The sequence below is a fragment of the Microvirgula sp. AG722 genome (assembly GCF_003269145.1).
GTDB lineage: Bacteria > Pseudomonadota > Gammaproteobacteria > Burkholderiales > Aquaspirillaceae > Microvirgula > Microvirgula aerodenitrificans.
Map to the genome: position 1 here is coordinate 442332 of NZ_QLTJ01000002.1, position 20829 is coordinate 463160.

At 65.3% G+C, this 20829-nt stretch carries 25 protein-coding genes and 1 tRNA gene; 17 read left to right on the forward strand and 9 right to left on the reverse strand.

Annotated features, from left to right (window positions below; all coding sequences use genetic code 11):
• The first annotated feature begins 7 nt into the window (after window positions 1-7).
• A complete protein-coding gene (locus DFO50_RS19775; protein WP_255420186.1) occupies window positions 8-139 on the forward strand; it encodes a hypothetical protein in 132 nt (43 codons plus the stop codon).
• On the opposite strand, the gene DFO50_RS19105 is transcribed toward DFO50_RS19775, so the two are convergent.
• A complete protein-coding gene (locus tag DFO50_RS19105; protein ID WP_107889343.1) occupies window positions 129-1631 on the reverse strand; it encodes a methyl-accepting chemotaxis protein in 1503 nt (500 codons plus the stop codon). The genes DFO50_RS19775 and DFO50_RS19105 overlap by 11 nt on opposite strands.
• On the reverse strand, window positions 1628-2311 hold the full coding sequence (locus DFO50_RS05670) for a PAS domain-containing protein (protein WP_233495192.1): 684 nt from the start codon (window positions 2309-2311) through the stop codon (window positions 1628-1630). Before DFO50_RS05670 ends, DFO50_RS19105 begins: the two co-directional genes overlap by 4 nt.
• Window positions 2312-2368: 57 nt before the next feature.
• On the opposite strand from DFO50_RS05670, the gene purT reads away from it, so the two are divergent.
• The 3 genes from purT (at window position 2369) to DFO50_RS05685 (ending at window position 4507) form a co-directional block, all read left to right on the forward strand.
• Window positions 2369-3577 carry a formate-dependent phosphoribosylglycinamide formyltransferase gene (gene purT / locus DFO50_RS05675; RefSeq protein WP_028497564.1) on the forward strand — a complete coding sequence of 403 codons (1209 nt, stop codon included), beginning with the start codon at window positions 2369-2371 and terminating at the stop codon, window positions 3575-3577.
• A complete protein-coding gene (locus tag DFO50_RS05680) occupies window positions 3574-3960 on the forward strand; it encodes a group II truncated hemoglobin (RefSeq protein WP_028497563.1) in 387 nt (128 codons plus the stop codon). The genes purT and DFO50_RS05680 overlap by 4 nt, the downstream gene beginning before the upstream one ends.
• A 148-nt stretch (window positions 3961-4108) precedes the next feature.
• Window positions 4109-4507, forward strand: a complete 399-nt coding sequence (locus DFO50_RS05685) for a hypothetical protein (RefSeq protein ID WP_028497562.1) — start codon at window positions 4109-4111, stop codon at window positions 4505-4507.
• 67 nt (window positions 4508-4574) lie between these two features.
• Here DFO50_RS05685 and folB read toward each other — a convergent pair whose 3' ends face one another.
• Window positions 4575-4931 (reverse strand): dihydroneopterin aldolase, encoded by a 357-nt coding sequence (folB, locus tag DFO50_RS05690; RefSeq protein ID WP_028497561.1) that lies wholly within the window; start codon window positions 4929-4931, stop codon window positions 4575-4577.
• Between the two features lie 81 nt (window positions 4932-5012).
• Here folB and plsY point away from each other — a divergent pair, with 81 nt between their 5' ends.
• From plsY to DFO50_RS05705, 3 genes are all read left to right on the forward strand, one after another.
• Complete coding sequence (gene plsY / locus DFO50_RS05695) at window positions 5013-5639, forward strand: glycerol-3-phosphate 1-O-acyltransferase PlsY (protein WP_112692195.1); 627 nt, start codon at window positions 5013-5015, stop codon at window positions 5637-5639.
• A gap of 24 nt (window positions 5640-5663) precedes the next feature.
• Window positions 5664-5870 carry a hypothetical protein gene (locus DFO50_RS05700; RefSeq protein WP_028497559.1) on the forward strand — a complete coding sequence of 69 codons (207 nt, stop codon included), beginning with the start codon at window positions 5664-5666 and terminating at the stop codon, window positions 5868-5870.
• A 68-nt stretch (window positions 5871-5938) separates the two neighbouring features.
• Window positions 5939-6811, forward strand: a complete 873-nt coding sequence (locus DFO50_RS05705) for an ATP-binding protein (RefSeq protein WP_107889335.1) — start codon at window positions 5939-5941, stop codon at window positions 6809-6811.
• A gap of 10 nt (window positions 6812-6821) precedes the next feature.
• Here DFO50_RS05705 and DFO50_RS05710 read toward each other — a convergent pair whose 3' ends face one another.
• Window positions 6822-7247: a potassium channel family protein gene (locus DFO50_RS05710; RefSeq protein WP_051528574.1), complete on the reverse strand. Its 426-nt coding sequence runs from the start codon at window positions 7245-7247 to the stop codon at window positions 6822-6824.
• Window positions 7248-7337: 90 nt separating this feature from the next.
• On the opposite strand from DFO50_RS05710, the gene DFO50_RS05715 reads away from it, so the two are divergent.
• Window positions 7338-8288 (forward strand): class I SAM-dependent methyltransferase, encoded by a 951-nt coding sequence (locus tag DFO50_RS05715; protein ID WP_028497557.1) that lies wholly within the window; start codon window positions 7338-7340, stop codon window positions 8286-8288.
• A 343-nt stretch (window positions 8289-8631) separates the two neighbouring features.
• Here the strand turns inward: DFO50_RS05715 and DFO50_RS05720 are convergent, their stop codons facing one another.
• Complete coding sequence (locus tag DFO50_RS05720) at window positions 8632-9570, reverse strand: LysR family transcriptional regulator (RefSeq protein ID WP_028497556.1); 939 nt, start codon at window positions 9568-9570, stop codon at window positions 8632-8634.
• Window positions 9571-9671: 101 nt separating this feature from the next.
• On the opposite strand from DFO50_RS05720, the gene DFO50_RS05725 reads away from it, so the two are divergent.
• The 3 genes from DFO50_RS05725 to DFO50_RS05735 all read left to right on the forward strand — a co-directional run bounded on the left by DFO50_RS05725 (window position 9672) and on the right by DFO50_RS05735 (window position 11984).
• Entirely contained in the window at window positions 9672-10880 is a 1209-nt protein-coding gene (locus DFO50_RS05725) for an MFS transporter (protein WP_112692176.1), read from the forward strand.
• A gap of 118 nt (window positions 10881-10998) precedes the next feature.
• Entirely contained in the window at window positions 10999-11370 is a 372-nt protein-coding gene (gene trxA / locus DFO50_RS05730; RefSeq protein ID WP_028497554.1) for a thioredoxin, read from the forward strand.
• Between the two features lie 77 nt (window positions 11371-11447).
• The gene (locus DFO50_RS05735) at window positions 11448-11984 is read left to right on the forward strand and encodes a glutathione peroxidase (protein WP_112692177.1); all 537 of its coding nucleotides are present in this window, start codon (window positions 11448-11450) and stop codon (window positions 11982-11984) included.
• Window positions 11985-11993: 9 nt separating this feature from the next.
• Here DFO50_RS05735 and DFO50_RS05740 read toward each other — a convergent pair whose 3' ends face one another.
• A complete protein-coding gene (locus tag DFO50_RS05740; protein WP_028497552.1) occupies window positions 11994-12482 on the reverse strand; it encodes an Lrp/AsnC family transcriptional regulator in 489 nt (162 codons plus the stop codon).
• A gap of 167 nt (window positions 12483-12649) precedes the next feature.
• Here DFO50_RS05740 and DFO50_RS05745 point away from each other — a divergent pair, with 167 nt between their 5' ends.
• The 6 genes from DFO50_RS05745 to DFO50_RS05770 all read left to right on the forward strand — a co-directional run bounded on the left by DFO50_RS05745 (window position 12650) and on the right by DFO50_RS05770 (window position 17495).
• On the forward strand, window positions 12650-13402 hold the full coding sequence (locus tag DFO50_RS05745) for a phenylalanine 4-monooxygenase (protein WP_112692178.1): 753 nt from the start codon (window positions 12650-12652) through the stop codon (window positions 13400-13402).
• 62 nt (window positions 13403-13464) lie between these two features.
• Window positions 13465-14523, forward strand: coding sequence for a 4-hydroxyphenylpyruvate dioxygenase (hppD, locus tag DFO50_RS05750; protein ID WP_112692179.1), 1059 nt, complete (start codon window positions 13465-13467; stop codon window positions 14521-14523).
• The gene (locus tag DFO50_RS05755; RefSeq protein ID WP_107889327.1) at window positions 14520-15641 is read left to right on the forward strand and encodes a homogentisate 1,2-dioxygenase; all 1122 of its coding nucleotides are present in this window, start codon (window positions 14520-14522) and stop codon (window positions 15639-15641) included. Before hppD ends, DFO50_RS05755 begins: the two co-directional genes overlap by 4 nt.
• A 29-nt stretch (window positions 15642-15670) precedes the next feature.
• Window positions 15671-16645, forward strand: coding sequence for a fumarylacetoacetate hydrolase family protein (locus tag DFO50_RS05760; protein ID WP_112692180.1), 975 nt, complete (start codon window positions 15671-15673; stop codon window positions 16643-16645).
• Entirely contained in the window at window positions 16639-17271 is a 633-nt protein-coding gene (maiA, locus tag DFO50_RS05765) for a maleylacetoacetate isomerase (protein ID WP_107889325.1), read from the forward strand. Before DFO50_RS05760 ends, maiA begins: the two co-directional genes overlap by 7 nt.
• A 148-nt stretch (window positions 17272-17419) precedes the next feature.
• A tRNA-Phe gene (locus DFO50_RS05770) sits at window positions 17420-17495 on the forward strand.
• Between the two features lie 79 nt (window positions 17496-17574).
• Here DFO50_RS05770 and efeB read toward each other — a convergent pair.
• The 3 genes from efeB to efeO (DFO50_RS05785) all read right to left on the reverse strand — a co-directional run.
• Entirely contained in the window at window positions 17575-18843 is a 1269-nt protein-coding gene (efeB, locus tag DFO50_RS05775; protein ID WP_112692181.1) for an iron uptake transporter deferrochelatase/peroxidase subunit, read from the reverse strand.
• A gap of 55 nt (window positions 18844-18898) precedes the next feature.
• Window positions 18899-20032: an iron uptake system protein EfeO gene (efeO, locus tag DFO50_RS05780; RefSeq protein ID WP_107889324.1), complete on the reverse strand. Its 1134-nt coding sequence runs from the start codon at window positions 20030-20032 to the stop codon at window positions 18899-18901.
• A 108-nt stretch (window positions 20033-20140) separates the two neighbouring features.
• Window positions 20141-20829, reverse strand: a 689-nt coding sequence (gene efeO / locus DFO50_RS05785; protein WP_028497545.1) for an iron uptake system protein EfeO, incomplete at its 5' end; no start/stop codon positions are given.

Below are 20829 nucleotides of genomic sequence, written 5' to 3' on the forward strand. Positions count from 1 at the left end.
AAAGCCCATGTCCCCGCATTCCCTGTTCCGCCACCTGGCGCTTGCCGCCATGGTCGCCCTGCTTGCCGCCTGTGCCAGCGGCGGCTCGCAGACCACGGCCTACGGCAACGTCGAAGTCGGCGCGTCGGTCAACCGCTGACGCGCGCGGCGTGCCGGCCGGCCGCGACCGGCTCGCCGCCACCCAGTATCCCGGCATGACGTTCGCTGACCAGCTTGTCCAGCAGACCGAACGATGCGCGACTGGCGCGCTCGGCCTCGCTGGCTGCCGCCAGCAGTGCGTCGGCACCGGTTTCGCCGGCTTCCACCAGGGCAATGGCCGCCTCGAGTCGCTGGTAGGTCTGTGCCAGCTGCGCCGACACGCCCTTCCAGGCACCGAGATCGCCAAAACGCTGCTGCCCCTGCTGCTGTGCCCAGTCCTCGACCCGCTGCCGCAACTCGGTCCGCGCCGCATGGTCGCCATTGGCACTGCCGCCCAGCGCGTGATAGCCAAGCTGCTTGTACAGCACATTGTCGGTCTTGATCAGCGAGCAGGCCGACTGGTCCTTCACATGCTCGACGTGGGCGATCACCGCCGACGAGGTCTGCGCCAGGCGCACGAACACCGCCCGGAAGCCATCCACTGACTCGCGCACTTCGCCGGCCACGGTATTGGCCGCCTGCGAGCGCGCCAGCATGTCCTCGACCCGGCTGCTCAACTGGCTCAGCGTCGCCTGCACCTGCACCGCCGACGCCTTGCTGCGGTTGGACAGTGTCTTGACCTCATCCGCCACCACGGCAAAACCGCGCCCGGCCTCGCCGGCCCGGGCAGCCTCGATAGCTGCATTCAGCGCCAGCAGGTTGGTCTGTTCGGCCAGGCCGGAAATGGCCTGCAGGGCGGACTCGATCAGTGTCCATTCCTTTTCCAGCGCAGAACCGGCGGCATTCACCGCCTCGACGCTGGCGGCGATGGTATCGAGCTGCTGGCCGATCTGGCCGGCCGCGCTCTCGCTGGCCCGCGCCTGCTCGGCGTTCTCGCCGGCAATGCTGGCGATCTGCTGCATCTCGTCACTGATGGTGCGCAGGTCGCTCTGGCTGGCGCCCAGGTCTTCGCGCAGATTGGCCGTGTTCAGCGTATGCAGTTGCGCGGCCAGCTGGTTCTGCTTCAGATAGGCACTGTTCTGCGCCATCGCATCAATGGCGTGATCGATGTCATCGAGCGAATCGGCGAACACGCCGGGCAGGCCGGCCGACAGCGGACGACGGCCGTAGTCGCCGCCGCGGATGCGCGAGAAGCAGTTGCTGATTTCCTTGAAATAGCTCTCGACCAGGTCCATGAACTCGTTCAGTTCCCAGGCCACCTGACCGACCTCACCCAGGTTGCGGACCCGGGTGGTGCGATGGTGCAGCTCGCCGCGCCGGGCATGCTCGATATGCTCGCGCAGCAGATACAGCACACGGAACGGGCGTCCGGAATGCACGACCACATAGGCCGTCAGCAGCAGCGCCAGCACCGGGCTGCCCCACACCGGCAGGCCGATGCCAAGTCCGAAGCACACGACCGTCGCCAGCACCAGCAGGTTGTAGCAGACCAGCACCAGCTTGAACTGGGTGGACAGGAACGGCGGGCGCCGACGTGGCTGGGATGCGCTCATGCGTGTTGTCTCCGGCTGAATACTTCCTGGTTCAATGAAAGCACCAGTTGTTCGTAGCTGGCGAAGCCGAGCTCGGCGATATGCCGTTCCAGCCAGGCCAGCGACAGGTCGGGGGCATCTTTCTTTCCGCTATTGCGCTCGATGGCGCTCATCTGCTCATAGACGGGAATCAGGGCATCGAGGGCGGCGCGTGCCGGGCGGCGACGCACCGAGTAGTAGCCTTTGAGCGCACCGTGGCGGTCAAAGTCCGGGGTGATGTTGGCCAGCACCCAGTAAAAGCCGTTGTCGGCGATGCGGTTCTTGACCACGCCAAAGAATTCTTCGCCCCGCTGCAGGGTCTTCCACAGCAGGCGGAAAGCACCGCGCGGCATGTCCGGGTGACGGATGATGCTGTGCGGATGGCCGAGCAAGGCATCCTCCCGGTAACCGCAAATACGCATGAAGTCCCGGTTGGCATAGGTAATGACCCCCTTGGGGTCGGTCTTGGTGATGATCAGATCATCATCGGTCAGCACATACTCACGCTGAGCGATCAAGGACAGCGGCGCATTCATATTTATAGGAGTACGTGCGGGGTGGAAAAGCCGGCATTCTAATGAGAACCATGCAAATAACATCTGTCCAATGACGTTTTCTTGCGCTAGATCATGATTTTGTCGTCTGTGCAACAATTCAGTCATATCGGCTGACCCATGCTAGCATTTGCGCCGTTTTCAGCGTTTTGTACGGACATCGCCATGCCAATCGGAACCCCTCTCTCCCCCTCCGCCACCCGCGTGATGCTGCTTGGCAGCGGCGAACTCGGCAAGGAGGTCGCCATCGCCCTGCAACGCCTCGGCTGTGAAGTCATCGCCGTCGATCGCTATCCACATGCGCCGGCCATGCAGGTTGCCCACCGCAGCCACGTCATCGCCATGACCGACGGCGCGGCGTTGCGGGCACTGATCGAGCAGGAACGGCCGGCACTGGTGGTACCGGAAATCGAAGCCATCGCCACGGCCACCCTGCTGGACATCGAACGCGAAGCGCTGACCGAAGTCATCCCGACTGCCCGTGCCGCCCATCTGACCATGAACCGCGAAGGCATCCGCCGGCTGGCGGCCGAGACCCTCGGCCTGCCGACCTCGCCGTTTGCCTTCGCCTCCAGCCTGGACGAACTGCAGGCCGCCATCGACGCCGGCATCGGCTACCCGTGCGTGGTCAAGCCGGTCATGAGCTCCAGCGGCAAGGGCCAGTCGGTGCTGCGCAGCGCGGACGATGTCCGTACCGCCTGGGACTACGCCGCCAGTGGCGGCCGGGTCGACAGCGGCCGGGTCATCGTCGAAGGCTTTATCGACTTCGACTACGAAATCACCCTGCTGACCGTGCGCGCGCGCGGCCGCGACGGCCAGCCGGAAATCCACTTTTGCGCACCGGTCGGCCACCTGCAGCAGAACGGCGACTATATCGAGAGCTGGCAGCCGCAGCCGATGTCGCCGCTGGCGCTCGAACGCGCCCGCGACGTAGCCGGACGCGTGGTCGACGCACTGGGCGGACGTGGCCTGTTCGGCGTCGAGCTGTTCGTCAAGGGTGACGAGGTCTGGTTCTCGGAAGTCAGCCCGCGCCCGCACGACACCGGTCTGGTGACCCTGGCCAGCCAGATGCTGTCCGAATTCGAGCTGCACGCCCGCGCCATTCTCGGCCTGCCGGTCGACACCGGCATGCGCGTGCCGGCGGCGGCCAGCGCCGTCATCTACGGCGGCGTCGACGCGGTCGGCATCGTGTTCGACGGCGTGGCCGACGCCCTGGCCGTCCCAGGCGCCGACCTGCGCCTGTTCGGCAAGCCGGAGAGCTTCGTCCGTCGCCGCATGGGCGTGGCAGTCGCATCGGCCGACGATATCGACACCGCCCGCAGCCGTGCCCGCGAGGCGGCCGGCAAGGTCAAGCCGCGCGAGGCCGGGCAATGAGCGACGCGACCGCCACCCCGTACCAGCTGCTCGGCGGCGAAGCCGGCGTGCTGCACCTGGTCGACCGCTTCTACAATTTCATGGACGCCGATCCGCGGGTGAAGTCGCTGCGCGACATCCACCCGCCGGATCTGGAAGATTCGCGCCGCAAGCTGTACATGTTCCTGTCCGGCTGGCTGGGCGGCCCCAACCTGTTCGTCGAGGCCTTCGGCCATCCGCGGCTGCGGGCGCGGCACCTGCCGTTCGCGGTCGACGAGGCCATGCGCGATGCGTGGATGCTGTGCATGCACGAGGCGCTGAACGGGCTGGAAGCCTCACCGGAAGTGACCCGACGGCTGTATGACGCGCTGTGGGATCTGGCCGACTTCATGCGCAACAGGTAATCCGACAGACGGACCCGTTTTTTCGCTGCCACCTTCTATCGTGCAGATGTGGACTGGCCCAAGCCCGTATGAAAAACGGGCAGGCCCTCCCGTTACGACATCGCCCGCGCATCAGGGAGGGCGATGCCTTCTGCACGAGGAGACAAACATGCAGCGGGCATTCTGGGCAAGCCTCGGCGCCGTCGCGACGCTGGGCACCACCGCGGCCGACGCGGCGGAATTATCAAATGCATTCGGGCTGGGCGACCCCTGGTCGCCACAGGCACTGGCGCGCATCGACGCAATGCCGCCAGCCGGCTCTCCGGCCAATACCCTCTCCAATGGCTGCATGCCGGGCGCGACCCTGTGCAGCAGGCTGATCGGCGTATCGCCCTCGGCCTCCGGCCAGCCACTGGGCACACTGAATCTGACCTCGACGATCTCGCTGGAGGCGGAAAAGCTCGGCAACGGCTACACCGCGCTGAAACCGACGCTGAAAATCGGCAAGAACGCCCGCCTGTCGATACGGCCAAAGCAGCGCATGCTGCTGTGGCGGCTGGATTTCTGAGCCGCCGCAAATGGCAGGCACGCGAAAGCCGCCGGGCCTCCGGCGGCTTTGACGGCGGCGCCCTGTCCTAGCTCCGGTTACCGCGCTCGATCTGCACCCCGACCCGCTTGACGCCGGCCAGGATACCGAGCTTGGTCACGCTGACCCGTACCCATGGCGCACCGAACTCGTCGCGGATAACGTGAGCGATATGCTCGGCCAGGGCCTCGATCAGCAGGAAGTGCCGTTCGGCCAGAATCGCGCGCAGTCGCTCGACCACCACGCCATAGTGGATGGTGTCGCCGATGTCGTCGCTGTGACAAGGGGTCTCGCTGGGGATGCCGATGTCGAGGTCGATCTCGATGGTCTGCGGCGCATGCCGCTCCCATTCATAGAGACCGATGACGGTATCGACGCGCACTTCGCGCAAAAAGATGATGTCCATTCCGACACTAAGAAAGACGGCAGTGGGGCGATGGCCGCCAATGCCGTAAAATGCAAGGTTTCGTATTTTAAAGAATTCGACATGTCCACGATAGCGTTCATCGTTGCCGCCTACCTGATCGGGTCCTTGCCCTTCGCTGTCATCGTCAGCAAAACGATGGGACTGTCCGACCCGCGCAGCTACGGATCGAAGAATCCGGGCGCGACCAACGTGCTGCGCAGCGGCAACAAGAAGGCGGCAGCGCTGACCCTGCTCGGCGACGCGGCCAAGGGCTGGCTGGCGGTCTTTCTCGCCCAGCAGTTCGGCCCGCGCCATGGACTGGCCGAACCGGAATTTGCCATGGTCGCACTGGCGGTATTCGCCGGCCACCTGTGGCCGCTGTTCCTGCGCTTTCGCGGCGGCAAGGGCGTGGCCACGGCGCTCGGTGTACTGGTTGCCGTCAATCCGCTGATTGCGCTGAGTTCGGCCGCCGTGTGGCTGCTGATCGCCGCCACGACCCGCTACTCGTCGCTGGCCGCCATTCTGGCCGCCATCGCCGCGCCGGTCGCCACGGCCTTTATCCAGCCCGGCGTCTACTTTGGCGCCATTGTCGTCATCGCCCTGTTGCTGGTGCGCAAGCACAAGCAGAATATCCTCAACCTGCTGTCCGGCCAGGAAGGCCGGATCGGTGCCGGCAAGACGGCGGCAAACGGCGAGCAGGATTCTTGACCGACCCCACTCAGGAGCACGACCATGGCCAGAAAACAGGAACACGAACAGCTGGACGACGAAACACTGGCGCTGCTGGCCTGGTGTGCCGAGGTGGAAACCCACCTGGTGGCGGCCGGGGCCACGGTGGCCGAGGCGCAGGAGCATATCGAGGACCAGGCCGAGTGGTATACCGACCAGTTCTATGACGGCCTGACCCCGGAGGAAGCCGCAAAGGCCGCACTCGCCTGACAGCGGGGACTTGCCAAGACGGCGTCATGGCGGTTTGATGATGATTTAGTCCCTGAACGTCAACCGCCATGACCGACCACATCGACGCCCTGATTTCCCGGTTCGACCAGTTGCTCGAACGCCTCGATCGCGCGCTGCCGCCACTGCCGGAACCCACCGACTGGCGTGCGCATGCCTTCCGCTGGCGCGTGCGCAATGGCCGCGGCTGGCTGGCGGCCGTCGACCAGCCGCACAGCATCCGCCTGAGCGACATCGCCAATGTCGACGCGCAGAAGGACAAGCTGGTGCGCAACACCGCCGCCTTTGTCGCCGGACGTCCGGCCAACAATGTGCTGCTGTCCGGCTCGCGCGGCTCGGGCAAGTCGTCGCTGGTCAAGGCCCTGCTGCCGGCCTTCTCCGCGCAGGGACTGCGTCTGGTCGAAGTCGATCGCACCCATCTGGCCGATCTGCCGGACATCATCGAGCAGGTGGCCGACCGCCCCGAACGCTTTATCCTGTTCTGTGACGACCTGTCGTTCGAAGAGGGCGACGACGCGTACAAGGCGCTGAAGAGCGCGCTGGACGGCGGCATCAGCCGCCGCTGCGACAACCTGCTGGTCTACTCGACCTCGAACCGGCGCCACCTGCTGCCGGACCGGATGCGCGACAACCTCGATACCCGCTCGGTCGATGGCGAAATCCATCCCGGCGAGGCGGTGGAGGAAAAAGTGTCACTGTCCGAACGCTTCGGGCTGTGGCTGTCGTTCTATCCGTTCAACCAGGACGAATACCTGGCCGCCGCCGAGGTCTGGCTCTCCCATTTCAAGCTCAAACTGACGAAGGAAGCCCGCCAGGCCGCCCTGCTGTGGGCGCAGATGCGCGGCGCGCGCTCGGGCCGCGTCGCCTGGCAGTTCGCCTGCGACTGGGCCGGCCGCACACCGGCCGAGCGCAAACAGTTGTAGGACCGCGGGCTTACGGATGGTGGCGCGGCAATTCGGCCAGCCAGCTCGGCACCGCGACCCGGATCAGGAACGCCGTCGACAGGCCGGCCATCAGGATGCCGACGATGGCCTCGAACGGACCGATGACGCGTTCGTGCCCGCTCGGCACCACATCGCCATAGCCCACGGTGGTGTAGCTGGACATCGAGTAGTACAGCGCGTCGCTGAAATCCGTCAGCGAGGTCTGCCACTGGATCGCTTCCGCCCACAGCAGCATCTCCAGCGCATGCACCAGCAGCAGGGCAAAGGTCACCAGCCCGAGACGGGCCAGTTCGGCCACGACGCGCTGCCGTTTCCGCGCCGGCCGCAGCACGCGCAGAATCAGGTACAGGCCGGCGACATGCAGGGTCACCGTGGCCAGTGTCAGGCCCAGTCCGAGGAAAAAATGCTCAAGCATGGCGGCGAACCCGGATAATGATCGGTTGTCAAAACCGGCGCCCTCCTCTGTGGAGCGTGCCGGTCGCTTACCCTATCAAGGATTTTCCCCGTGCGCGACCTCACCCCGCTCATCAACCGGCTGAAGAAAAACGATCGCCACCTCGGCAAATGGGCCCGCCGGGAAGGCATCCAGTGCTATCGCGTCTATGATCGCGACCTGCCCGAGTTTCCCGTCGCCATCGACCGCTACGCCGACCGCCTGCATATCGCCGAGTACGACACCGGCTGGCAGCAGGACGAAGATACCCACGAAGTCTGGGTCGAAGGCGTCAAGGCGGCGGCCAGCGAGGCGCTCGGCGTCGCGTTCGAGACCATCGCCTTCAAGACCCGTCGCCGGCAGAAGGGCCTGGCCCAGTACGAAAAGACCGGCGAGGACGGCGCCTTCTTCGTCGTCGAGGAGGCCGGGCTGAAATTTCGCGTCAATCTCGACAGCTATCTGGATACCGGACTGTTTCTCGACCATCGCCCGACCCGCGCCCGCATCCGTCAGGAAGCGGCCGGCAAGCGTTTCCTGAACCTGTTCGCCTATACCGGCAGTTTCAGCGTCTACGCGGCGGCGGGGGGCGCGCGCGAGACAGTGACGGTGGATCTGTCCAACACCTATCTGCAGTGGGCCGGTCTGAACATGGAGCTGAACGGCTTCACCGACCCGGCGGCGCACCGTCGCGACCGCGCCGACGTGTTCCAGTGGCTGGACGACACCATTCGCGACGGCGAACATTTCGACCTGATCGTCATGGACCCGCCGACCTTCTCCAACTCGAAGAAGATGATCGACGTACTCGACATCCAGCGCGATCACGGCTGGCTGATCGACAGCGCGATGATGGTGCTCGCCCCCGGTGGCACGTTGTACTTTTCGACCAATCTGCGCGGCTTCAGGCTGGACGCCGACCTGGCGGACAAGTACCGGCTGGAGGATATCAGCGCGGTTTCGGTGCCCGAGGACTTCCGCAACCGCAAGATCCACCAGTGCTTCCGCCTGCAGGCCAGGGCCTGAGTCCGGCAAGCGCACGGAAATTTGATTTTCGTCAAAGTTAGTTTTCCGCTTTTCTCTAATATACAAACCGAGCCGCAGTTGGTTCGATGTAGTTTCTCCTCTATTTCTCCTTTGCAGACTTCACGCCACGGCCCCACCGTGGCGTTTTTTTTGTCCGGATTTCGTCCATCAGGCTTTGTTGATATGCATCAACATTACGAATCCAGAAAAGTCTAATATTCGCTTCGAACCGCAGTCGGTTCGATGTAGTTTCTCCTCTATTTCTCCTTTGCAGACTTCTCGCCACGCTTCTCCGCGTGGCGTTTTTTTTTGCCTGCAGCCTGCCTGCTCTCGTCTTTTCCGGTCAGGGCAATGGCACCTGCATGCCCGAGATGCCCGGCATCGCCTCGCGCATCAGCTGGAGGAACAGGCGCAGGCGGGCCGGGTAGTAACTTGCGAACGGGTAAACCAGGAACACCGGCAACGGGTCGGCACGCCAGCCCGGGGCCAGATGCAGCAGGCGCCCTTCCGCCACGTCGTCCTTCACCATCCAGGCGGACACCAGGCCGGCCCCCAGCCCCGACAGCATGGCATTGCGCAGCGCGTACAGGCTGTCGGTACTCAACCGTGGCCGGATGGCAAAGCGGTGGACATCGCCGTCACCCAGCGACGTCAGTGCCACTTCGTGACGATAGAAGGTCTGCAGCGCCAGCCACGGCAGTGTCTCCAGCGCTGCCGCCGAGGTGGGCAAAGGCCGCCCGGCGAGCAGCGACGGTGCGGCCACGGCAATGCGCGGCACTTCGGCCAGCCGGATGGCCACCACCGACGGATCATCTACCGACCCGACCTGAATGGCGCAGTCGATGCCTTCGGCGATGAAATCCGGCCGCCGGTCATGCAGCAGCCATTCCACTGTCACCCGCGGATGGCGATCCAGATAGGCCATCAGCGGCGCAATCAGCTGGCCCTGGCCAAACGCATGCGGCGCGATGACGCGCAGATGACCTTCCGCCTCGTCCTTGACCCCGCGCAGGTCCGCACTCATCGCCTGCCAGCTGTCGAGCAGCGTCTTGGCATGGGCGAAGCAGCGCCGGCCGTCGTCGGTCAGGGTCATGGCATGGGTCGAGCGCTGCAGCAGCTTCAGTCCGAGTGCGCGTTCCAGTGTCTGCAGCCGCCGGCTGACCGTTGGCTGGCTGGTCTCCAGTTGCGCCGCGGCGGCCGACAGGCTGCCCGCTTCGACGATGCGGACGAAGGTCTGCATCAGTCCGATCCGGTCCAGGCCGGCAAAATCGGTGTCTTTCATACGTCAAGCGTATAACAAATCTGCGTCGGCGGTGACTACCGGATTCGGGCTCCGGCGCAGAAACTGGCGCCATCGTTCGTTTCCACAGAAAGATCCGCGCCATGACCACCATCCAATTAACGCATGAAACCAGCCAGCCAGCTCCCTCGCGCCAACTGGTGCTGCTGCTGGCGGCCGGCGCCGGGCTGAGCGTGGCCTCGCTGTACTACAGCCAGCCGATGCTGGGCGTGCTGGGCCCCGACCTGCAGACCAGCGACCGGATGGCCGGTCTGGTGCCGACCCTGACCCAGCTCGGCTATGCGCTGGGCATCCTGCTGCTGGCTCCGCTCGGCGACCGTTTCGACCGCCGCCTGATCATCGTGACCAAGGCCGTGCTGCTGACGCTGGCCCTGCTGCTGAGCGGGCTCGCCCCCGGCATCGCGCCACTGCTGGTCAGCAGCGCGGCGGTCGGGCTGACGGCGACGCTGGCACAGGACATCGTGCCGGCCGCCGCGATCCTGGCGCCCGCCGCCCAGCGCGGCAGGATTGTCGGCACGGTGATGACCGGCCTGCTGCTGGGCATTCTGCTGTCGCGGGTGGTCAGCGGTTTTGTGGCCGAGCATTTCGGCTGGCGCACGATGTATGTCACCGCCGCCGCGGCCATCGCCCTGACCGGCCTCGCCGCCTGGCGCGGCCTGCCCCGCTTCCGGCCCACCACGCAACTGGCTTATGGCGCGCTGATGCATTCGCTGCTGGTGCTGTGGCGTCGCCATGCAGCGCTGCGCCGTGCAGCCTGGGCCCAGGGCCTGCTGTCGGTCGGCTTCAGTGCCTTCTGGTCCACGCTGGCCGTGATGCTGCATGCGTCCTTCCATCTGGGCAGCGCGGCCGCCGGAGCCTTTGGCCTGGCCGGTGCCGCCGGGGCGCTGGCGGCCCCGCTGGCCGGTCGTCTGGCCGATCGCAAGGGTCCGGAACGGGTCATGCGCCTCGGCGCCGGGCTGGCCGCCCTGTCGTTCGCTCTGCTCGGCCTCGCTGTCCTGCTGCCCGCGACGGCCCAGCTGGCCCTGATCGCCCTCGCGGCAGCAGGTTTCGACTTCGGCATCCAGGCGGCACTGGTCGCCCACCAGACCCAGGTCTATGGCATTGAGCCCGCTGCACGCAGCCGCCTGAATGCCCTGCTGTTCACCGGGGTGTTCATCGGCATGGCAACGGGCGCGGCGCTCGGCAGTCTGGCGCTGGCGCAATGGGGCTGGACGGGGGTTATTGCCCTGGCCACGGCGGCATCGCTGGCCGCCCTGCTTGTCCGCCTGACACAGCGCACTGGCGCGGCATAGTGCGACACTATCGGGCGGGATGAAAAATTCAATCCCGCCCGCCGCTTGCCTTGCCGGCAGGCGACGCCATCTGCGCAGCATCCGGCCACTCGCGCCGCCCAATGCAAAGGAGACCCTCATGGCCGTCGAAAATCTGAATCAGGACACATTCAAAACCGCGCTGGACGATGAGCGTCCGCTTGTCGTCGATTTCTGGGCGCCGTGGTGCGGCCCGTGCCGCAATTTCGCCCCGGTGTTCGAAGCCGCATCCGAAGCCCATCCGGACATACGCTTCGTCAAGATCAACACAGAGGAAGAACAGGACCTGGCCAATGCTTTCCGCATCCGCTCGATCCCGACGCTGATGGTGTTCCGCGAACAGGTGATGCTGTTCAACCAGGCCGGCGCACTGTCCGCTCCCCAGCTCGAACAGCTGATCGGGCAGATCAAGTCGGTCGACATGGCGGAAGTGCATCGTCAGATTGCCGAGGACGCGGCAGCAAAGGAATAGGCAACGGACAAGGGCATCAGGGCGCTCCATTCGCTCTATCATCAGGTTTGAAGATGACTCGATAGACAGGACTCCTGATGCCCCGCCTGCTCCCTCTCACCCTGCTGCTGATCGCCGGCATGGCCAATGCCGCCTGCCCGCCGCTGCTCGACCACCGCTTCAAACTGCTGGACGGCAGCAGCCTCGACCTGTGTCAGTACGCGGACCAGCCGATTCTGGTGGTGAACACTGCCAGCAAATGCGGCTTTGCGCCGCAGTTCGACGCGCTGGAAAAGCTGTACCGCGACTACAAGCCGCGCGGGCTGCTGGTCATCGGTTTCCCGAGCAACGACTTCCGCCAGGAGCTTCCCAGCAACAAGGAAATCGGCGATTTCTGCCGGCTGACTTATTTCGTCCAGTTCCCGATGGTGGAAAGCTCGGTGGTGACCGGCAGCAAGGCCATCCCGTTCTTCAGGCAACTGAAGGCGGCAACCGGCGACGTGCCGCGCTGGAATTTCCACAAGTACGTGATCGCGCCGGGCGGCAAGACCGTTACCGCTTTCGGCACGCTCACCAAACCGGATGCCCCGGAGATACTGGATGCGATCCGGCCGGGACTGCGCCCGGCCCCGTGACGCCTGCGCTCAGGACGGGATGCCCATATGCGACAGCGGCAACGCTGTCGTATGCTTGATCTCGTTCAGCACGAAGCTGGATTTCACGTCCGACACGCCCGGGTGGGTGATCAGCGTGTTCATGATGAAGCGCGAGAAGTGCTCCAGGTCCTCGAAATACACGTGCAGCAGGAAGTCCACTTCGCCGGTCATGGCGAAGCCGCTGATGACTTCCGGCCAGCTGCGCACCGCGCGGCTGAAGGCGTTGATCGACTCGCCGTCGCGCTTTTCCAGCGATACGCGGACGAATGCCTGCAGGCCCAGCCCGATGCGGGCCGGCTCGAGCAGGGCCACGTACTGGCGGATCACGCCGCTTTCCTCAAGCTGCTTCAGGCGTCGCAGGCACGGCGAGGGCGATAGGGCGACGGTTTCGGCCAGCTCCACATTGGTCAGCCTGCCATTCTTCTGCAGGGCGGCGAGAATCTTGATGTCTGTCTTGTCTAGTTCGAGGCTTGGCATTTCGTGCTATCCAGATTGCGCTGAATCCGTGATTCATGTCCCGCATATTGTACCCATGAGCAACAATGCAACAAAATTGCTTTGTGCGACGTCTACGCTCTAATTGACGACTTCGTCCGGTCCATATCGCGCCTTCCCTGCCCGGGACGGTCGCCCGGGAGCCCCTGATGTCCGCCCCATCCGACACCGCCTGCATGATCGATCTGGCCACTTTCCCCGTCCCCGACTACAGCGATACCGAGCATGAGACCTGGACGCGCCTGTATGCGCGCCAGCGCGAACTGCTGCCCGGCCGCGCCTGTGACGAGTACCTGGCCGGCCTGGCCCGGCTGGAACTGTCGGAAACCCGGCTGCCACGACTGGTCGACATCAGCCGCCGCATCGAGCAGTACACCGGCTGGCGGCTGACCCGGGTCGCCGGGCTGGTCGAGAACGACGACTTTTTCACCCTGCTGGCCGGACGCTGTTTTCCGTCCACCGACTTTATCCGCAAGCCGGACGAGCTCGACTACACCCCGGCGCCGGACATGTTCCATGACCTGATCGGCCACGCACCGCTGCTGACCCACTCGCGCTTCGCCGCTTTCTTCGAGCGCTTCGGTCATGCCGGCAAGGCAGCGTTCGCCAGCGGCCATCCGGCCACCGAGTGGCTGCCGCGCATCTACTGGTACACGGTCGAGTTCGGCCTGATTCGTGCGGCCGAAGGGCTGCGCATCTATGGTTCGGGCATCGTGTCATCACCGGGCGAGGTGCTGCACAGTCTGTCCGACGCGGTTACCCGCCACGATTTCGACCTCGATGCCATCGCCGCGCGCGATTACGACATCTGGCACATGCAGAACGACCTGTTCGTCATCGACAGTTTCGACCAGCTCGAAGACGATTTTGCCGCCTGGTGCCGCGAGGCCCGGCTCGGCTGAGCAACAGCGGCAGCACCCGATTCCCGCCATCCAGAGCGGGAACACACGAGGAGACAATACGCATGGCAGACCCCCTCAATCCGATGGGAACCGACGGTTTCGAGTTCATCGAATTCGTCGCCCCCGAGCCCGCGGCGCTGGAAGCGCTGTTCACCCAACTGGGCTTCGTCCGTACCGGCCTGCACCGCACCAAGCGCGTCGCGCTGTGGCAGCAGGGTGATATCCATTTCATCGTCAATGCCGAACCGGCCAGTTTCGGCGCCGACTTCGCCCGCCTGCACGGCCCGTCGGTGTGCGCCTTTGCCTTCCGGGTCGGCAATGCCGCCGATGCCTACCGGCGCGCGCTCGAGCTCGGCGCCGAGGGCGTTCCGCACCGCGCCGGACCGATGGAACTGAACCTGCCGGCGATCAGGGGCATCGGCGGCGCCTGCCTGTATCTGGTCGAGCGCTTCGGCGAGCATTCGCTGTACGACGTCGATTTCCGGCTGACCCCGGCCGATACCCGGGGTTGCGGCCTGACCGGCATCGATCACCTGACCCACAACGTCGAACGCGGCCATATGGACGACTGGGCCGGTTTCTACCAGCGGCTGTTCAATTTCCGCGAGATCCGCTATTTCGATATCGAGGGCAAACTGACCGGGCTCAGGAGCCGGGCGATGACCAGCCCGTGCGGCAAGATCCGCATCCCGATCAACGAATCGGCCGATGACCGCTCGCAGATCGAGGAGTACCTGCGCGCCTACCATGGCGAAGGGGTCCAGCACATCGCGCTCGGCTGCGACGACATCTATGCGACAGTCGAGGCACTGCGTGCGCGCGGCGTGCGTTTTCTCGATACGCCGGACAGCTACTACGACGGCATCGATGCCCGCCTGCCCGGCCATGGTGAAGACCTGGCGCGGCTGCGCAGCGATCGCATCCTGATCGACGGCAGCCCCGGCGGCGGGCGGTTGCTGCAGATTTTCACCGATACCGTCATCGGGCCGATTTTCTTCGAGATCATCCAGCGCAAGGGTGACGAGGGCTTCGGCGAAGGCAATTTCCGCGCGCTGTTCGAGGCCATCGAGCGCGACCAGGTCGCACGGGGTGTGCTGTCCGACACGGGGGCCCCGCAATGAGCACCTCACCGATCTACTGGCCGCTGGCACAGGGCCGCCACTCGCCGCAGGCGCATGCCGACCTGCCGGCAGGCAGCTACGAACGCGAGATGGGCCGTGACGGCTTTGCCGGTCCGGCCTGTCACTTCCATCACGCCCACCCGCCGACCGGCTGGTCAGCGATCGACGGCGAGCTGCGGCCGCGCGCATTCGATTTCAACCTGCTGTCCGCCAGTGATACCTGCCCGTGGAGCGCGCCGCTGCTGCTCGGCAACCGGCAACTGGCCATCCGCCAATGGCGCGCCGGGCAACCGACACCGCTGGTACGCGACGCCGATGGCGACCTGCTGCTGTTCGTCCATGCCGGTGCCGGCACGCTGTTCTGCGACTGGGGCCGGCTCGACTACCGCGACGGCGACTACCTGCTGCTGCCGCGTGGTGCGCTGTGGCGGCTGGAACCGGCGACACCGGGGCCGATGCTGCTGATCGAGGCCATCGACGGTCGCTACGATCTGCCGGACAGGGGCCTGCTTGGCCGCCACGCCCTGTTCGACGCCGCCTGCCTGCGCACGCCGGTCATCGACGATGCCTTTCTGGCCCAGCAGGGCGATACGCCGACTGCGGTCCGGGTCAAGCGTTTCGACCGCGTCAGCACGCTGCGCTACCCGTTCAATCCGCTGGACAGCATCGGCTGGCACGGCGACCTGTGTGCGTTCGCGCTCAACTGGCGCGACATCCGCCCGGTCATGAGCCATCGCTACCACCTGCCGCCGACCGTGCACGCGACCTTCTTCGCGCCGGGCTTCATGATCAGCACTTTTGTACCCCGCCCGCTGGAATCCGACCCTGGCGCATTGAAACTGCCGTTTTTCCACAGCAATGACGACTACGATGAATTTATCTTCTATCACGCCGGCGAGTTCATGAGCCGCGACCACATCTACCCGGGCATGGCCACGCTGCATCCGACCGGCCTGCCCCACGGCCCGCATCCGAAAGCCTTCGCCACGGCGGCGGCCGGCGCGCGGGCCTTTACCGACGAGGTCGCGGTGATGGTGGACAGTCGCAAACCCCTATTGGTTGCGCCGTTGCCGGACGGCGTGGAATGGACGGCTTACGCGGACTCCTGGAAAGGCTGAGCGCCAGACCGGGACACGACAGGGACACCATGAAACTTGCGTCAATCAAACACGGCCGCGATGGCCGCCTGGTGGTAGTCAGCCGCGATCTGGGCCGCTGCGTGGCCGTGCCCGGCATCGCGCCGACGCTGCAGGCCGCACTCGACCAGTGGGAACAGGTCGCCCCGCGGCTGGCTGAAATCGCCGCCGCACTCGACAACGGCGAATTGTCCGGCAGCCTGCCATTCGTCGCCGCCGACTGCGCAGCCCCGCTGCCCCGCGCCTACCTGTTCGCTGATGGCAGCGCCTTTCTGTCCCACGTCGAACTGGTACGGCGGGCCCGGGGTGCGGACATGCCGGCCGAGCTGTACCAGACGCCGCTGATGTATCAGGGCGACAGTGGCGGCTGGCTGGCACCGACCGCGCCGATCCCGTGGCGCGATGCAGCCTGGGGCCTGGATTTCGAGGGCGAAGTTGCCGCGATTACCGGCGACCTGCCGGCCGGCTGCGACGAACTGACTGCGGCCACCGGCATCCGGCTGCTGATGCTGGTCAACGACGTCAGCCTGCGCGGGCTGATTCCCGCTGAGCTGGCGCGTGGCTTCGGCTTCTACCAGAGCAAGCCGGCGTCGAGCGCCAGCCCGGTTGCCGTCACCCCCGACGAGCTTGGTGACGCCTGGCACGACGGCCGCGTGCAGTTACCGCTGGAGGTGACACTGAACGGCAAACCGTTCGGCCACCCGCATGCCAGTGCCATGCATTTTTCCTTTCCGCAGCTTATTGCCCATGCGGCACGCACCCGCCCACTGGTTGCCGGCAGCATTATCGGCTCCGGCACGGTATCCAATGCCGACCCATCGGTCGGCGAAGCCTGCATTGCCGAACGGCGCATGCGCGAGCACCAGGCCGACGGCACTCCGCACACCCCCTGGCTGATGCCTGGCGACAAGGTCCGCTTCGACATGCGCGGCAGCGACGGCCAGTCGGTCTTTGGCGCCATCGAGCAGCAGGTGGCCGCATGCTGATTCTTTACGACTACTGGCGTTCCAGTGCGGCCTACCGGGTGCGGATTGCGCTGCACCTGAAAGGGCTCGAATTCGAGTCGCGGCCGGTGGACCTGCGCCACGGCCAGCAGCGCGATGCCGACTACCTGCGGCTGAATCCGGCCGGGCTGGTGCCACTGCTGGTCGACGGCGCCCTGCGCGTGTCGCAATCGCTGGCCATCTGCGCCTATCTGGACGAAGCCTGGCCGGATACCCCGCCGCTGCTGCCACCAAACCCGCGTGCGCGTGCCACCATCCGCTCGATGGCGCTGACCCTGGCCTGCGACACCCATCCACTGCAGAACCTGCGCGTGCTCCAGCAGCTGGAAGCGGACTTCGGCGCTGACGACATGCAGCGCGGCAACTGGGTCCGGCACTGGATCCACAGCGGTCTGGCCACGCTGGAGCGGCTGGCGACCGACAATGCCGGTGCCTGCTGCCATGGTGACACGGTGACGCTGGCCGATCTGTGCCTGGCCCCGCAGCTGTACACGGCACGCCGCTACGACCTGCCGCTGGACGACTTCCCGCGCCTGGTCGCCATCGACGCCCATCTGATGACCCTGCCGGCCTTTATCGCCGCCCAGCCAGTACAGCCGGGCCGCTGAACCGGCCAGCCCGGCGATTTGCAAAAAGCCGGAAATCCGGCCGCCATTTCGGCCGGCGGCACTTTTTTGCAGAAAGCGCTTGACCACCACCCCGGTTTACGGTTTAATTCGCGTCCTCAACGCAGCGCACAGCGCAGCAACGAGAGATGGCCAGGTAGCTCAGTTGGTAGAGCAGCGGATTGAAAATCCGCGTGTCGACGGTTCGATTCCGCCCCTGGCCACCAGAATTCAAAAGGCTTGCAGAAATGCAGGCCTTTTTTGCGTCTGGCGGGCGGGCGGCAGATGCCATCCGCCTATTTCCACCTATCCGCGCAGCAAGCCCTCCCCCAGTCCCTCGCGCGCGCTCACCCCCGGCAACACAAAGAAATACCCGCCGCCAAACGGCTTGATGTATTCCTCCAGCGGCTCGCGGTCCAGGCGCTTTTGCGTATCGATAAAGCCGGTCTGCAGATTGGCCTGAAAGCTGACAAACACCAGCCCCATGTCCAGTTGCCCGGAACGGGTCAGCCCGGCCGAATAGCTGTAGCTGCGGCGCAGCAACCTGGCATCGTGGCGACCGTGCCGGCGCGGTTCGGCGCGACGCATGTGCGAGTCGAGCGGCACGCCCTTGCCATCGGGGTCGGCGGCGAAGCCCGGGTCGTCGAACTCAGCCTTGCGGCCCAGCGGCGCGCCGGAGGCCTTGTCGCGGCCAAAGTCGGTCTGCTGCTCGCCCAGCGGCGTGCGGTCCCACTGCTCCAGCAGAAAGCGGATCAGACGCACCGCCATATAACTGCCGCCGGCAGCCCAGTCCGGCTCCTGGTCCTTGCTGCCGACCCAGACCATGTCGTCCATCAGCTTGTCATCGCCCGTCGACGGATTGCCGGTCCCGTCCTTGAAGCCGAACAGGTTGATCGGCGTACTGCCGCTGCGCACGGCCGATGCCGGCAGGAAACCGTCCATCTTCCAGCGCGGCGCCAGTTTGTCCGGCATGTGCTTGATGATGTCGCGCACGGCATGAATGACCGTCTCTCGCGAATGGGCGCAGCACTGCAGCAGCAGGTCGCCATCACACCAGCCGGCGTCGAGTGCGTCGTTCGGAAAGGCTTCCATATGGACCAGATGCCGCGGCTTGCGCGCCTCGAGGCCGAAGCGCGCGTCGAACAGTGTCGCGCCGACCGCCACCGTGATGGTCAGCCCGTCCGGCACGATCTCGGCGCCCATGACGCCGGAGTCCATGGGCGGCAGCCGGGCGTCGCCCACCGGTGCCGGGCCGCCACGGGTCAGGAAGCGGATGCGTTCGGTCAGTTGCCGGAACAGCGCGGCCAGTTGTTCGCGGTTGCGCGCCAGCACGTCGAAGGCGATGAAAATCGCTTCCTGCGGGGCTGCGGTCACGATGCCGGCCTGGTGAACACCGTCGAATGGCACTTGCTCACGGGCCGGGTCAGCAGCCGGCCGGCGGAACCAGCTGGTGGCGCCGGCAGCGCCCAGCACCGCGCCGCCGCCGAAAGCGCTCATGCCCAGCAGCCATTTGCGACGCGACGGGCAGGCAGGGGCCGCAGCCCCGGGCACAGGAATATCTGTTTTTTCAGTCATGATGGTATTCCGTCCCCTGCCGACGAATCCCTTGCCGGCAGGGCATGAGGAGGGGTCAGTCGAGGCCGAGCACGCCACGCAGGCGGGACAGGTCTTCCGCCAGGGTATTGATCGGGCCCTTCATTGCCGTGCGGTCGGCATCGGTCACCTTGCCGTAGTCGACAAAACCGTCGCCGTCCGCTGCGCGGTATTTGCCCAGCAACGTGTCGACATCCTTGAAGTTGCCATCGATACGGGCCAGCAGCGCGGCATCAGCCTTCTGCAGCAGCGGTCGCAGCAGATCGACGATCTTGCGTGCGCCTTCGACATTGGCGTGGAAGTCCCACAGGTCGGTATGGCTGTAGCGATCTTCCTCGCCACTGATCTTGGTCGCCGCCACCTCTTCGATCAGACCGGCCGCGCCGCCGACCATCTTCGCCGGCGGAATGCTCAGCGACTTGATCCGCGTCTGCAGTTCCACCGTGTCCGCCACCAGCTTGTCGGCCAGCTTGTCCAGCCCCCTGGTGCTGTTGTCGGCAAACAGGGCTTTCTCCAGCCGGTGGAAGCCGGTGAAGTTCGGGTCGCTGGCCTTGTCCTTGAAGTCGTCTTCGCGCACGTCAATGGCGGTGTCCAGGTCGGAGAACAGTTCCGCAATCGGTTCGATCCGCTCGTAGTGGCGACGGGTCGGCGCGTACAGCGCCCGGGCTTCCTCCAGCTTGCCGGCCTTGATCGCGTCGGCAAAGCGCTGTGTCTGCTTGACCAGTGCATCCACTTCCGCACTCACATACAGCTTGTAGTCGGCAATCGGCCCGACCAGATCGTTGGCCGACGGTTTGCCGGACACGGCCTGCCCGGCGGCAGCGGTCACGATCAGTTTGCCGCGCGGATTGCTGAGCAGACCGCAGGTCATGTCATAACTGCCCGGTTCCAGCGTGGCGGTCAGTTTCTGGGTAAAGCCCGGCGCGATGTTCTCGCGCTCCTCCACCACATACACGCCCTTGAGGATCTCCCACTCCACCGCGCGGGCGCTGGTGTTCTTGATCATGAAACGGGTCTTGCCGGCGGTCACGTTCAGCGTCATCGGCTCGCACGCCTTGTCGGTGACAGTCACATTGACCACGGGAATGTCAGCCTTGCCAGCAGCGGCGGGCGTGGCTGCCGGCTCCTTGCAGGCGGACAGGCTGACAGCAGCCAGCACGGCCGCCCCCATCCATACCGGGGAGCGAAAAGAAAAGAGGATCATGGAAAGCGGGTCCTGAGAGACAGAACGTCAGCCCCCGGCGGAAGCTGACGCTGGCAATATCAAAAAAGAGGAAGGTCAGTCGAGGCCGAGCACACCGCGCAGGCGGGACAGGTCTTCCGCCAGGGTATTGATCGGGCCCTTCATTGCCGTGCGGTCGGCATCGGTCACCTTGCCGTAGTCGACAAAACCGTCGCCGTCCGCTGCGCGGTATTTGCCCAGCAGCGTGTCGACATCCTTGAAGTTGCCGTCGATGCGAGCCAGCAGCGCGGCATCAGCCTTCTGCAGCAGCGGTCGCAGCAGATCGACGATCTTGCGTGCGCCTTCGACATTGGCGTGGAAGTCCCACAGGTCGGTATGGCTGTAGCGATCTTCCTCGCCACTGATCTTGGTCGCCGCCACCTCTTCGATCAGACCGGCCGCACCGCCGACCATCTTCGCCGGCGGAATGCTCAGTGACTTGATCCGCGTCTGCAGTTCCACCGTGTCCGCCACCAGCTTGTCGGCCAGCTTGTCCAGCCCCCTGGTGCTGTTGTCGGCAAACAGGGCTTTCTCCAGCCGGTGGAAGCCGGTGAAGTTCGGGTCGCTGGCCTTGTCCTTGAAGTCGTCTTCGCGCACGTCAATGGCGGTGTCCAGGTCAGAGAACAGTTCCGCAATCGGTTCGATCCGCTCGTAGTGGCGACGGGTCGGCGCGTACAGCGCCCGGGCTTCCTCCAGCTTGCCGGCCTTGATCGCGTCGGCAAAGCGCTGTGTCTGCTTGACCAGTT

Bases quoted from the DNA above. Each gene is read 5' to 3' on its own strand.
- maiA (WP_107889325.1), top strand. From the start codon at position 16,639: ATGCTGATTCTTTACGACTACTGGCGTTCCAGTGCGGCCTACCGGGTG.
- DFO50_RS19775 (WP_255420186.1), top strand. From the start codon at position 8: ATGTCCCCGCATTCCCTGTTCCGCCACCTGGCGCTTGCCGCCATGGTC.
- DFO50_RS05740 (WP_028497552.1), bottom strand. From the start codon at position 12,482: ATGCCAAGCCTCGAACTAGACAAGACAGACATCAAGATTCTCGCCGCC.
- DFO50_RS05680 (WP_028497563.1), top strand. From the start codon at position 3,574: ATGAGCGACGCGACCGCCACCCCGTACCAGCTGCTCGGCGGCGAAGCC.
- folB (WP_028497561.1), bottom strand. From the start codon at position 4,931: ATGGACATCATCTTTTTGCGCGAAGTGCGCGTCGATACCGTCATCGGT.
- DFO50_RS05725 (WP_112692176.1), top strand. From the start codon at position 9,672: ATGACCACCATCCAATTAACGCATGAAACCAGCCAGCCAGCTCCCTCG.
- DFO50_RS05735 (WP_112692177.1), top strand. From the start codon at position 11,448: ATGCCCCGCCTGCTCCCTCTCACCCTGCTGCTGATCGCCGGCATGGCC.
- DFO50_RS05760 (WP_112692180.1), top strand. From the start codon at position 15,671: ATGAAACTTGCGTCAATCAAACACGGCCGCGATGGCCGCCTGGTGGTA.
- hppD (WP_112692179.1), top strand. From the start codon at position 13,465: ATGGCAGACCCCCTCAATCCGATGGGAACCGACGGTTTCGAGTTCATC.
- trxA (WP_028497554.1), top strand. From the start codon at position 10,999: ATGGCCGTCGAAAATCTGAATCAGGACACATTCAAAACCGCGCTGGAC.
- plsY (WP_112692195.1), top strand. From the start codon at position 5,013: ATGTCCACGATAGCGTTCATCGTTGCCGCCTACCTGATCGGGTCCTTG.
- DFO50_RS05720 (WP_028497556.1), bottom strand. From the start codon at position 9,570: ATGAAAGACACCGATTTTGCCGGCCTGGACCGGATCGGACTGATGCAG.
- DFO50_RS05745 (WP_112692178.1), top strand. From the start codon at position 12,650: ATGTCCGCCCCATCCGACACCGCCTGCATGATCGATCTGGCCACTTTC.
- DFO50_RS05670 (WP_233495192.1), bottom strand. From the start codon at position 2,311: ATGACTGAATTGTTGCACAGACGACAAAATCATGATCTAGCGCAAGAA.
- DFO50_RS05755 (WP_107889327.1), top strand. From the start codon at position 14,520: ATGAGCACCTCACCGATCTACTGGCCGCTGGCACAGGGCCGCCACTCG.
- DFO50_RS05700 (WP_028497559.1), top strand. From the start codon at position 5,664: ATGGCCAGAAAACAGGAACACGAACAGCTGGACGACGAAACACTGGCG.
- DFO50_RS05685 (WP_028497562.1), top strand. From the start codon at position 4,109: ATGCAGCGGGCATTCTGGGCAAGCCTCGGCGCCGTCGCGACGCTGGGC.
- DFO50_RS05710 (WP_051528574.1), bottom strand. From the start codon at position 7,247: ATGCTTGAGCATTTTTTCCTCGGACTGGGCCTGACACTGGCCACGGTG.
- efeB (WP_112692181.1), bottom strand. From the start codon at position 18,843: ATGACTGAAAAAACAGATATTCCTGTGCCCGGGGCTGCGGCCCCTGCC.
- purT (WP_028497564.1), top strand. From the start codon at position 2,369: ATGCCAATCGGAACCCCTCTCTCCCCCTCCGCCACCCGCGTGATGCTG.
- DFO50_RS19105 (WP_107889343.1), bottom strand. From the start codon at position 1,631: ATGAGCGCATCCCAGCCACGTCGGCGCCCGCCGTTCCTGTCCACCCAG.
- DFO50_RS05705 (WP_107889335.1), top strand. From the start codon at position 5,939: ATGACCGACCACATCGACGCCCTGATTTCCCGGTTCGACCAGTTGCTC.
- efeO (WP_107889324.1), bottom strand. From the start codon at position 20,032: ATGGGGGCGGCCGTGCTGGCTGCTGTCAGCCTGTCCGCCTGCAAGGAG.